At 36.5% G+C, this 12489-nt stretch carries 12 protein-coding genes; 5 read left to right on the top strand and 7 right to left on the bottom strand.

Annotation, left to right across the window (positions count from 1 at the left end; genetic code table 11):
• Window positions 1-1246 (top strand): sigma 54-interacting transcriptional regulator (locus B3D98_RS00315; protein ID WP_288579721.1); only part of this gene is annotated, 1246 nt, incomplete at its 5' end.
• Window positions 1247-1287: 41 nt separating this feature from the next.
• On the opposite strand, the gene yugI is transcribed toward B3D98_RS00315, so the two are convergent.
• From yugI to B3D98_RS00330, 3 genes are all read right to left on the bottom strand, one after another.
• Window positions 1288-1665 (bottom strand): S1 domain-containing post-transcriptional regulator GSP13, encoded by a 378-nt coding sequence (yugI, locus tag B3D98_RS00320; protein WP_004228409.1) that lies wholly within the window; start codon window positions 1663-1665, stop codon window positions 1288-1290.
• A gap of 86 nt (window positions 1666-1751) precedes the next feature.
• Window positions 1752-3410, bottom strand: coding sequence for a hypothetical protein (locus B3D98_RS00325; RefSeq protein ID WP_288579722.1), 1659 nt, complete (start codon window positions 3408-3410; stop codon window positions 1752-1754).
• The gene (locus B3D98_RS00330) at window positions 3397-3945 is read right to left on the bottom strand and encodes an RNA polymerase sigma factor (RefSeq protein WP_288579723.1); all 549 of its coding nucleotides are present in this window, start codon (window positions 3943-3945) and stop codon (window positions 3397-3399) included. The genes B3D98_RS00325 and B3D98_RS00330 overlap by 14 nt, the downstream gene beginning before the upstream one ends.
• 200 nt (window positions 3946-4145) lie before the next feature.
• Here B3D98_RS00330 and B3D98_RS00335 point away from each other — a divergent pair, with 200 nt between their 5' ends.
• On the top strand, window positions 4146-5486 hold the full coding sequence (locus B3D98_RS00335; RefSeq protein WP_054549427.1) for a sodium-dependent transporter: 1341 nt from the start codon (window positions 4146-4148) through the stop codon (window positions 5484-5486).
• Between the two features lie 77 nt (window positions 5487-5563).
• Here the strand turns inward: B3D98_RS00335 and B3D98_RS00340 are convergent, their stop codons facing one another.
• Window positions 5564-5824 carry a DUF1871 family protein gene (locus tag B3D98_RS00340; protein ID WP_004228396.1) on the bottom strand — a complete coding sequence of 87 codons (261 nt, stop codon included), beginning with the start codon at window positions 5822-5824 and terminating at the stop codon, window positions 5564-5566.
• Window positions 5825-5896: 72 nt separating this feature from the next.
• Here B3D98_RS00340 and B3D98_RS00345 point away from each other — a divergent pair, with 72 nt between their 5' ends.
• Together B3D98_RS00345 and B3D98_RS00350 are read left to right on the top strand one after the other, a co-directional pair.
• Window positions 5897-7069: a MalY/PatB family protein gene (locus tag B3D98_RS00345; RefSeq protein ID WP_048394465.1), complete on the top strand. Its 1173-nt coding sequence runs from the start codon at window positions 5897-5899 to the stop codon at window positions 7067-7069.
• Between the two features lie 110 nt (window positions 7070-7179).
• Window positions 7180-8607, top strand: coding sequence for a hypothetical protein (locus tag B3D98_RS00350; RefSeq protein WP_288579724.1), 1428 nt, complete (start codon window positions 7180-7182; stop codon window positions 8605-8607).
• A gap of 50 nt (window positions 8608-8657) precedes the next feature.
• Here B3D98_RS00350 and B3D98_RS00355 read toward each other — a convergent pair whose 3' ends face one another.
• Entirely contained in the window at window positions 8658-8870 is a 213-nt protein-coding gene (locus B3D98_RS00355) for a hypothetical protein (protein WP_004228391.1), read from the bottom strand.
• 22 nt (window positions 8871-8892) lie between these two features.
• Window positions 8893-9480, bottom strand: a complete 588-nt coding sequence (locus B3D98_RS00360; protein WP_004228389.1) for a peptidylprolyl isomerase — start codon at window positions 9478-9480, stop codon at window positions 8893-8895.
• Between the two features lie 237 nt (window positions 9481-9717).
• Between B3D98_RS00360 and B3D98_RS00365 the strand changes: the two genes are divergently transcribed.
• Entirely contained in the window at window positions 9718-11568 is a 1851-nt protein-coding gene (locus B3D98_RS00365; protein ID WP_103118708.1) for a transglycosylase domain-containing protein, read from the top strand.
• Between the two features lie 345 nt (window positions 11569-11913).
• On the opposite strand, the gene B3D98_RS00370 is transcribed toward B3D98_RS00365, so the two are convergent.
• Complete coding sequence (locus B3D98_RS00370) at window positions 11914-12477, bottom strand: DUF5366 family protein (protein ID WP_048394459.1); 564 nt, start codon at window positions 12475-12477, stop codon at window positions 11914-11916.
• Window positions 12478-12489 lie beyond the last annotated feature (12 nt).

Here is a 12489-nt window from a genome sequence, read left to right on the forward strand (position 1 = left end):
TATTCATGCAGTAGACCTATCTGGCAAAACGATTATTTACAATACGAAAATGAAAGAAATTGAAGGATTTCATTTTGATGAACTTGCGGATCGTTCCATTATTGAAATGTTTTCCTTCCGTCAACATGAAAGTACGTTAATGCGTGTTTTACAAACGGGAAAAAAAGAAATTAACGTTAAACAATCCTACTGGAATAAAAATGGTCATGAAATTACAACAATCAATGATACTTTTCCACTTTTTGTTGAAGGCAAACTGATTGGCGCAATTGAATTTGCACGTGATATTACCTCTCTGGAAAAGCTTGTTTATCAACCCCTTCGTCGTTACGATGAACCATTAACATTTGATATGATTAAAGCTGATTCTGAATCCATGAAGCAGGTTATCGACAACGCTAAAAAAGCAGCTGCTGTAAAATTACCAGTATTATTAATTGGCGAATCTGGCACAGGGAAAGACTTAGTAGCAGAGGGCATTCACCACGCCGCTTCACCTGATCCTGATGCCTTTGTGACACTCGTTAGTCGCCGTTCAGCTCAATCGGTGCTTGATAAATTACAGCAATTATTAGAAGAAGATAAAGATTACACCTTCTTCTTCGAACGTATAGATTTTTTAAGCTTAGACATTCAAGAGCAACTTTTGGATATACTACATTCACTTCCACAGTCCAAATATATGCTAATTGGCAGTGTGGGCAGTGATCCCATTACATTGATTGCCGAAAAGAAGCTGTCAAAATCTCTATATTATTTTTTTGCTACAATGGCCATTACCATTCCTAATTTAACGGATCGAAAAGAAGACATTCTTCCATTTGTAGAAGATTATTTTAGTCGACATCGAGAACGATTTGCTTCACAAGTCACTGATCTTGCACCAGATGTACAGGAATTATTTTTACAATATGATTGGCCAGGAAATCTAAAAGAGCTTGAGCTACTACTGGATGAAATTGTTTCATTTATGACAACGGAATCCACTGTTACTTCAGATTTATTACCTTTACATTTCCGCTTCAAAGTGCAGCAGCAAGATACAAATAATCGTGAACCAGAATTTTTTATGTTCCATCAAAATCACAATGTCATGCCACTCGATGCCTATTTGCGTGAAGCCGAATCATATTATGTGCAAAATGTCTTAAATTTATATGAGGGCAATATTACAAAGGCAGCGAATGCACTTGGTATGAGCAGACAAAACCTGCAATATCGAATCCGCAAAATAAAAAAGCAATAGAAAAAACGAGGATACTTTCATTCGAAAGCATCCTCGTTTCTTTATTGACCAGATTGTTCAATCCAGTCCTGCAATTTATCTTTTAAGGAATTAAAACCATTTGCATCCGATTCATCTACACGGTCCTGCAATGATTTACGTGGTGGTGCATCTTTTTTTCTTACTGTTGCTGGGCGATCCTGTAGCGCTCTCATCGATAAACTAATTTTTTCGGCCTCTTCATCGATTTCAAGAATCTTGACTTCAACTTCTTGCCCAACAGCTAAAAATTCACTAACATCCTTCACAAAGCCGTATGTTATTTCCGAAATATGCACAAGGCCTTGCGTATTGTCATCTAGTGCAACAAATGCACCGTATGGTTGAATACCTGTAACTTTTCCGGTCAACACGTCTCCTAATTCATATTTTTTTACCATAACCTTTGCCCACTTTCTTTTGTTTGCTACGTATATATCGCTTAAATTATAACATACGTGTAAAAACGGGGCAAAAAATCATCTCATCAATCCATGATACCAATTATACGGTAAAAACCATCTTCATTTTGAGATAATCTAAACAAAATTTGCTTGCCATACTCTTTTTGATGTTCTTCATCAAGTCGTACAGCCACCATTGGATAAATTCCATTGTATTGCGATATTTGGCTAATTATGGATAATCCTTTTACTTTGTTTAAAAAATCAAACTCTATTTCTACATTTGATAGGATTACTTTCTCTTGCAATGATTCATCTCCAATAGAAATTGCATATAAATAAAGGGATACCATATTTAAAGGACTGAGCTGATTAATAAATGGTTCAGGGTCACTTTTCAAATACTGATCATAAATTCTCTTAATTTGTGCAATCTCTGCATCATCGATGTCTACAATATTAAATTCTTCAACTGCCGTATCTTTCCTAACTTGCAAAATGGCCGCTGAAATATCTTGTATTGACAGCCCTACTAACGTTTCTGAGTTGTTATATTGGTGTAATTCATTTAAAATAGTTGCCGCATTCTTTGTCATTACCTCCCCATACTTTCCATTAGCTACTTTTTGTAAAAAATTCAGGTATTCTTTATTAACGATTCCCTTTTCAGCATACACTTGATAATTAGTGGATCCTTTCATTAGAGCTAACCAAGTATTTTCAAATACTGCCTTTAATTCCTTATAAGTAACATTCGCCGTATTGATATCAAACAACAATGAACGCTCCATAATTTTCAAGGATTCAGCTGTTTCTTCTCGTGTATACCTCAAGCCTTCTTCTCCTACTAAAAATCCTTTTTGTAAAAACTCAAAGTAACCAAAAATATCAGGGTGCATGTATTTTATAGGCTCAAAAGCAAATTCCCCATCGATGGGATTAGCTTTAAAATAATAGGAACCATCCGTATCCAAATGAAGTTCCATATATTGCTTGCTTGCTGTTTCAATGATTGCTTTTAAATCTGATGGATACTGACTACGATCTATCTTTTTCTTGAAAAACTGTTCATAAGGTTCAAGTAAAGAATTAAAATACATTTCTATATCATTAAGCGATTGCTTATATAAGCTAAAGATTCCATAGGATTCATTAAAGGATAATGGCCCATATCCTTTGATTGTCTCTAAGGCTCGTCTTGGGGTCATTAATCCGTCTAAAATTTCTTTCTCCATTATTTGCAATTCCCAATCCTCTTCTATCGGACGTTCGTAACTCGTATAGAAGGCCAACATGGAATCTGCATTTTGAATATATGAAAAAGTATTCAGTTCTTCTACTGAAACTTTCAACTCTCTACTTATATCTTCTTTCACTCTCTTATATTTCTTGGTGATTCGCTCTACCCATTTTTCATACGTCCCTATCGTTTTGTCATCATTTTCTTGGGAAATCTGTTTATCACTGTTATTGTATGTTTCAGGCTGTCTAATCATATATGAAGTTCCTAATAAACCCACTAATAACACGCTCGCAATACTTACAAACCAAACAACCGACTTTTGCCATCTTGAGGGGCGCTGATGAACTTTATTGATGATTTCAAAAGATAATTCCTTGGATATATCCTCTTCTTCAATTTGTTTAAAGACAGTATCAGGATCAAGCTTCGCTTCCATTCGTTCATAGGATTTTTTCAGTAGTGCCATACGTTGGTCAAATTGCTTATCATCCATTTTCAACACTCCCATCTTGCATTAATGCTGCCTTTAGCTTTTCCTTCGCTCGTAATAATCGCACTTTCACCGTCGATAACGAAATATTTAAGACCTCAGCGATTTCTTCGTATTTTAATTCGTGGAAGTAATACAACACGATAGGATAACGGTATTTTTCGTCAAGGACCTGAATAGCACGATGTAGATGCCTGTCCTCTTCAAACAAAAGAACATCCTCTTCAGCAGATGAATGAGTCTTTTGCTGTTGGGCTTGTAGCTTGTCCTCTTTAGCCTGCTGCCGTTGTTCCTTACGATAATAATCACGCGTAGCATTTAATGTGATTTTATAGAGCCACGTGGTAAATCGATCCTGTTTAAATTGGTGTAAAAAGCGATATAGTTTAACAAATACCTCCTGTGAAACATCAGCTAAATCATTTGTATGTACGCCACATTGAAAGGCAAACTTTTCAACGGTTTGCTGATGTATACGGATAAGCTCGATATAGGCATCTTTATCTCCTTGCTGAGCCCTTGCTATTAGTTCAACCTCCGTCATAGCTACCCCCCCTTTTTGATAATGAAACGAAGCATTCTACCTAATTGTTACATAATTTAAATGTCCTTCCTCATATGTCATCTCTCTATATTTTTACTCCATCAAATGTCTTTCTTGCTATCATCAATTTTCTGATATTTGCTTGTGTTATGAGAATATTGAGGTAAAATAATACTTTAGTATAAGGAGGATTTATTTTCGTGTCATCGAGGGATCAATTTACAACAAAAATTGGGTTTATTTTAGCTGCCGCAGGAAGTGCTATAGGGTTAGGAGCCATTTGGAAATTCCCCTATATGGCGGGTACGAATGGCGGTAGTGTCTTTATTTTATTATTTATTTTATGTACTTTCTTTATTGGCTTACCCGTCCTCATTGCTGAGTTCATGATAGGTCGTCGAGGTCAAAAGGATGCCGTCACTTCCTTTAAGGAACAAGCACCAGGAAAGCCATGGTATTTGATTGGCTGGGGCGGTATGGTAATTGCAGGCCTTATCTTATCATTCTACAGCGTTGTTGGTGGATGGATTTTAAGCTACTTAGGTCGTGCCTTTACATTTAAGCTAACGAATGCTGGCTCTGACATCAACTACGCTGATTTATTTGGCGATATTATTTCAAGCCCTTTTGAAGCAGTACTTGTACAGGGACTATTTATGTTATTAACAGTAGTCATTGTGTCAGCAGGTATTAAGGGCGGAATTGAAAAAGCCAGCACATGGATGATGCCTCTCCTCTTTATTTTCTTTATTGTCCTAGTTATTCGCTCTTTAACTTTAGACGGGGCTATGGAAGGCGTTAAATTTATGTTTGTACCTGATTGGTCCTATTTAAATGCTGAAACATTTTTAATGGCCTTAGGACAAGCATTCTTCTCATTAAGTGTAGGTATTGCGGTTATGATTACATATGCTTCCTATTTATCTAAAACAGAGAAGATTGGTAACTCTGCGATTAATGTAGCATCTATGAATATTATTATCTCTTTACTTGCAGGACTTGTTATTTTCCCAGCAGTATTTGCGCTTGGTTATACGCCTGATCAAGGGCCAGGCTTAGTATTCATTATTTTGCCAGCTGTATTCGAGCAGTTACCTCTTGGTGGCTTATTCTTAACTATTTTCTTCATTCTATTGCTTTTTGCTACAGTCACTTCTTCCATTTCCATGTTAGAAATAGTCGTGGCAATCGCTATTGGTGATAAACCAGAAAAACGTAGAAAAATTGCTTGGATTGGTGGAATCATTATTTTCATCTTTGGTATTCCAAGTGCCCTTTCATTTGGCATATTAGCAGATGTAAAAATAGTAGATCGCTCTATTTTTGACTTTGTGGATTTTATGACTAATAGCATCGGAATGCCGATTGGAGCTTTGTTGATTTCAATTTTTGCAGGTTATTATTATACAAGGGATATTTCACGTAAAGAATTAGCTGCGTCTAGCTTCATGTTTAATATTTGGTACATTTTAATTCGCTACGTCTCCCCACTCGCCATTTTTATTATTTTCATTCAGGGGATTTTGCCTTTATTTAAATAAGTAATAGCCTCATGATGCATTAAAAAAGAGGTTGTCCATTGACAACCCCTTTTTTTATAAGGAATATGCAAAATATTTTAAATAATACATTTCGCTTCAAATTTAATGGCAATTAGTTTGTAAGAAATGGCTACACAATCTTCAAACGGTATCCATTGCTCAAACGAATGCTCATATGTTTCTTGAATAACTTTTGCAAGTGTTGATGGATCATCAATCCCTTGCAATGCTGCAACTACATCTGCTGTTTCTGTATCATAATGGTCTGGACCTAAGTGGAATGGATCCCACTCCTCTAGCAGATGGACAGCTGCTTGATTCATTTTTATATTTTCCAAAATACTCACCTATTATCCTTTGATCATACTCGTATGATACCATAGTAAAAAAAAAAGAAAAGAGTGATTTGCTTGTCTATTTTTGATCAAACTATCAAACGTCGATGTACAAACTCAGTAAAATGGGACGCAATGGAAAAGGTTTATGGCCTAAACGATGCCTCAGATATCTTACCAATGTGGGTAGCCGATATGGATTTCCCTGCTCCAATAGCCGTTTCAAAGGCTTTACAACAACATGCTGAACATACTATTTTTGGCTATAGTTATATGAGTGAAGAAGCGATACAATCCATTGTAGACTGGCAAAGTACTCGCCATGACTGGCACATAGAGAAAGAAGCCATCCTATTCTGTAATGGTGTTGTGGCTGCATTAGCTAACAGCATTGTTGCCCTAACTAACCCTGGGGACAAAGTACTCATTTCACCTCCAGTTTATCCGCCATTCTTTAACATACCAAAAAGTAATGGTCGTGAAGTTGTGAGCTGTCCATTAATTGAAAAAGACGGATTGTTTGTCTATGATTTTGAAGCCTTCGAGCAGTCTTTAGCTCAAGATGTGAAAGCCTACATACTATGTAACCCGCATAATCCAGGAGGCTATGTATGGGATGAAGCTACTTTAAAGGAAATTGTACGACTTTGTGCTAAATATGATGTCATCATTATTTCTGATGAAATCCATGCTGATTTAATGATTAATGGGGATAAACATATTCCTTTAGCTAAAGTTGCAGGTGATGAAATCAATCGCATTGTTACGTGTATGGCTCCTACTAAAACATTTAACTTAGCAGGAATTCAAGTTTCATATATGATCGTAACAGATAAGAAAAAACGCTTGAAGCTAGAGGCCATCAATATGGCAAGTGGTCAAGGCTCATTAAATACATTTGCCTCTGTTGCCCTTCATGCAGCATACACAGAAGGGGCTCCTTGGTTAGATGAATTACTTCCTTATATTTCTGCCAACATGGATTATGTGAAAACGGAGTTAGAGCAGATCCCAGGTATTCGTGTTACGATTCCTCAATCCACTTATTTAATCTGGATTGATTACCGAGAACTAGCGCTTGAAGAGAAGGAGATCATGAACCGCTTACTTGAAATCGGAAAACTTGCTCTAGAACCAGGGACAAAATACGGAGAAGAAGGTCGTGGCTTCCTACGTATGAATGTTGCTTGTTCATTTGATACTGTGAAAGATGGAGTCGAGCGTTTTAAAAAGGTCTTTGCGCAATAAAATGGTTGAAAGGATATCTCTCTCCTTAGAGCTATCCTTTTTCTATGTTTAAAAACAAAATTTTGTGGAAAAGGTTCTTATCAATCGGATTTATACAGAGGTGATTTTACATGGACATTGTCCCTTTAACGATTAAACGTGCTTATATGACATTCCTATTTCCCTTCGCCTATTCCGAAAAAAATCGTCAAAAAATCAGTGATATACTACTAAACGAGGGCTTTTCCTTTTTCACCTTAAACAATACATCTCTTGAAGACGCTTTTTATGGTGATATGACGATTATACATGAGGAACTTGCCCAATTTTTCTATCCTTTTTTGGAGGATAAATTATTTCCAAACGAAATGAATAACCCTGACTTTATTCGTTTTTCGAAAGCTTTTTATACACAAGGCGCCTTACATCTGCAAGAAAGTCAAATCAATTATGATTACGAAGTGATGAGTATTGATGTGACATTATGTCCTTTTGGGAATGGGATTATAACAGTCAGAACAAATATTACAGATCAATCGCATGATCTAAGTGATATCTTAAATTTTATCCACTATTTTAGAGTATTAGAGGCTAAACTAAGAGAGGAAAAAGGTGCAAGTCATCATTTTTCATTTGGTCATTGTTCTTCTACGAGTGAATTATTATTTAAGTATTTTATACCTTATTTAAAACCCTTTCTATTACATCAACAAGACCATAGCTATGAAGGCTTACCTTTCTTTGAAGATGAGAGAATGTTTGCCTCAGCTTATTTAATTGCAGAGGAAGAAGCTAAAATTATACCTGAGCATTTATTTCGCTTAGGACAAGTAGACGGTAGGACACCTGCTGGCAAACCCTTTATTTCTAGCACTAATCCTTCATATATCTCTAATTATGTACAAGAGCATGCCCATACACGCTGGGCTCCTAACAGTTATATTATCACCTCCTCACAAGCACAAATAACGATTACAAATAGGCCGTTTGCCAAATGTACACATAGTATTCAAGAATTTATGGGTACGCACTATTACAATTTGTTCATTCATTATTTTTATAAAATGATGCTCTTAAAGCTTTCCTATGAGTATAGTGAAATAAAGTGGGGCAAAGATAAACAGGTTGTCAATGAACTAATCGAGCTGATTACAAAGTTTTCTGCACGCTATTATTTTGAAGAAGTCATCGTACGAACAGAAGGCAGAGAAATTGCTCAATTGCTACGAAAGTTCTTCCGTATAAATGAACATTATGTAGAAACGAAAGAAACATTGAATAGTTTGTATCGAACACAGGAAGATCAATCCGATAATCGAAGTAATAATTTACTATTTATTTTAACAGTCTTTACTGTGGTATCGGGCATTTATGGGATGAACTTAGTCATTGAAGGGTGGAAAGATAGCAGTGATTTCGATAGCATCGGTAGTTATACACTCTTTGAATGGGTAGCCTTTATTACTGCATTGAGTGGGATTGGCTTGTCACTTGTACTGGTTTGTTTCACTGCCATCAAGGCCCTGCAAAATACTATTCGACGCTTTAAAAAAAATTGATACAATAAAAAAGAATCTGCTCGCCCTCTGTGGCAAGCGGATTCTTTTTCTTATATATTCTGTTGATTGTTTGTGTTTTTCTTTTCTGCTAAAATACGTGCTTCAATTTCTTTTGATTTTAATTCTTGTTTCTTAGAAATTTTTCTGAAAAGCGTAAACACGATAATACATAAAATAAGCATAATTAAAAATTCAAATGCTGCTGGAATATAACCTGATTTGTCTTCTGGGAAATATAAAAATTGATACATAAAGTTCTGCATGTTCTACACGTCCTTATACGTATTATTCAAAGACTGTAATTGACTCAATTTTCACATCTTCTAATGGTTTGTCACGGAAATCTTTTTCCACATCTGCAATTTTATCCACAATGTCCATACCTTCTACTACATGACCGAATACTGTGTGTTTATGGTCTAACCAAGGTGTACCACCGTTTTGAGCATAAGCTTCGATGATCTCTTCAGGGAAGCCCGCCCCTTGTAATTGACGAAGCATATCACTTGGAAGGTGCTTCATTTGTACAATAAAGAATTGAGAACCATTTGTGTTTGGTCCTGCATTTGCCATTGAAAGCGCTCCACGTAGGTTAAACAATTGCTCTGAGAACTCATCTTCAAAGGAATTACCCCAAATTGATTCTCCACCCATACCAGTACCAGTTGGGTCGCCACCTTGAATCATGAAGTCTTGAATAACACGGTGGAAAATAATGCCGTTATAGTAGCCTGATTTAGCATGACCTAAAAAATTCTCAACCGTTTTCGGTGCGTGCTCAGGGAATAATTTAATTTTGATAGCACCTAATGTTGTGTTCATTTCTACAAGCACTTCGCCTGCTTGTACGTCTGTTGTTAACTGTGGAAACATGGAAGTCTCTCCTTTAATGATAATTTTCAGTTTCAATGAAAAAGATGCCCTTGCACCTTTTCTGACCTCATTTTAGTCTAACATACTTCCTACTGGTTTTCTCCCTCTAAGTATTGACGATTTTTGCACTTTTACTATTCATGTTTAAAACTATGTAAATAGGTCTGAGCGAGTATTTGGAATCAATCCAAAATATGTTATTCTGATGAAGGATTTATAGAAAGAGTGGAGGCACACATGAAAAAGGCTTTTGGTTTTTTTATTATCGTTCTATCCCTTCCTGCTTTATGGTGGATTAGCACAAACATTAAAACAGAAATCAATATTGCACAAGCACATGAGGAACAAATGACTAATGCAATACATTTACCCGAGGTAGAGGCCCAACTACCTGTTACCCTTATTGATCGAAATGGGCAAACATTTAGTGAGGAATATGTCGAATGGCGGCAGCCACTAAGTTTACAAGAAATTCCACAAATTGCCCAGGAAATATTCATTACCAGTGAGGATGCTGATTTTTATACGCATATTGGCTTTGATTTAAGTGCTATTATTCGTGCAGTTGTAGCCAATTCAAATAGCAACACAACCTCTCAAGGTGGTAGTACAATTACGCAGCAGCTTGTTCGGATGCGTTATTTATCCGAAGAAAAAACATATGAACGGAAATTAACAGAGCTTTTTTATGCCTATGAATTAGAAAAAGAATTTGATAAAGAAGCCATTTTAACGATGTACCTAAATGAGTCCTATTTCAGCAATCAAGTTTATGGCATTGGCGGAGCAGCCACCTATTATTTTCAAAAGCCACTCCAAGAATTATCCATCGCTGAAATAGCTTTCATTGCTGCCATCCCAAATAACCCTTCCCTTTATAATCCTTTAAAGAATTATGATCAAACTAAAGCAAGGCAGGAGCGTTTGTTAGATACCCTTGCAGCAAATGGGGCTATTACAGAGGGAGAGGCAAAAAACTATAAGGCTGATGCCATTACATTAAATGTGAAAGATAAAATTCAAAGTTATCCAATGTATAGCACTTATGTTCTTCAAGAGCTAAAATGGCTTATTGCAGAAAAAGAAGGTTATGCGGATCGACTAAGCTCTACAGATAATGAGGAAGAAAAGAAAAAAATTAAAGCACAATTAGACATTCGACTCAATACATTATTTCAAAATGGACTCATCATTCACACAGCACTTGATCCTACTAAACAGCAACATGATGAGGAAAAAATGTCAGCTATTTTAGGTACTAGCCCATGGCAAGCTGCAGGTGCAGCCATTGAAAACCAATCAAGAGAAATAGTCAGTCTGTATGCAGGAAAGAACTATGAAAAATTTGATTTCCATCGTGCATTCCAAGGAACACGTCAGCCTGGTTCAGCTTTTAAGCCTCTAGCAGTCTATGCACCATTCTTCGAAACAACATCTCATACACCTGATTCGATTGTCAATGGTGGGCGTTATTGTGTGGGCTCTTTTTGCCCACAAAACTATGGGGGCTATACGTATGGTGATGTGTCAATTCGTACTGCTTTTCGACATAGCTATAATACATCTGCACTTCGTCTCTTTCAAACCGTTGGCGTCGAGACAGCCTTTCATTACCTTAATCGCTTTCACTTCCGCTCGATTGTAGAGAAAGATTATAATTATGCTGCATCATTAGGAGGACTAACCTATGGTGTAACAGCATTAGAACTAGCAGATGCTTATACTAGCTTTATTGATGGCTCTTATGTACTTGCACATAGTATTCGAAAAGTCACAGCATTAGATGGAACAGAGCTTTATAGTTGGGATACACAGCGTGATCAAATTTGGTCTCCTAAAACAGTAAAATACATGCGTGAACTCCTTGCAGATGTTGTAGCAAACGGTACGGGTCAAGGTGTCTATAGTAATAGCAGCTACGTTGGTGCAAAAACAGGGACAACGAATGACTATCGTGACTACTGGCTTGCTGGACTCAATAATGAATATACTGCTGCTGTATGGCTAGGGTATGATAAACCTCAATCGATGCAGCAATTAGAAGAGTACAAAATTCATCACCAATTATTTAACGTGTTGCTTGAGTAGTGAAACATGCAAAAGGTAGTAGTCGCTAAGACTACTACCTTTTTAAAGTGTTAAAAAACAAAACCATCAATTAAATTTTTATTAAAGATGTAAATGGTTTTCCGTTACAGGCTACTTGCTTTCCTGTGGACGAGCGCCGAGCCGCTTCCTCCGCTCCGTACAGGGGCTCGCCTGTCTCACTATCCATGGGATTTAACGTCACAGAGGAGACCCTGGAGCGAATGTAAAGGAGTGAAGCGGCTCATCGAACTCCCCCTGGAAAGGACGCTGGCGGAACGGAAATCAACCCCTCGCCTTTCAAACTCTCTTTTTCTACTATTAACATCACCATTTTAATAGTATGTATTAATTTGCAAACGGCAAACTTGCCAAAATGCCATTATATAGCTTTAATACGACATAAATAACTAATGTTAAAAGAATCGTCCACATAAAAAGCTCAAAGATTAATAGACCGATTGTGCCGCCCATTGATATAAAATGACTCATTTTATAAATCAGATAAATAAAGTAGGTAAATATCGTTATGACGAAAATACCTATTAAAACATAAATAAATTGGATGGCAAATGCAGAACACATAGCACCTACAAATAAGATAATATAGCCACCTCGAGCCTGACTAACTGTGGCTCCTTCGTTGTCCTTTGAAAAGAACAGCATTCCTACTTCATGAATGGTTTCGCCTACTAGTTTAAGGGCAGAAAATAACATAAAAAAAACAATGGCAAAGACGATGAGAAGAAATACACGTAACTCAAAATCTGATAAAAACTCTCGCATTCCTGAATACACACCGATGGCTTGAAAAATCTGTAAAGATTTACCAACAGCATACATCCCAAATGTCAAACTAAACAATAAAATTGTAATTAATGGTAGATAACCATAGATATATGGGTTCTTCATAAAAAATTTTTT

Origin of the sequence: Lysinibacillus sp. UBA5994 (assembly GCF_002429725.1) — a bacterium.
Taxonomy (GTDB): domain Bacteria; phylum Bacillota; class Bacilli; order Bacillales_A; family Planococcaceae; genus Lysinibacillus; species Lysinibacillus capsici.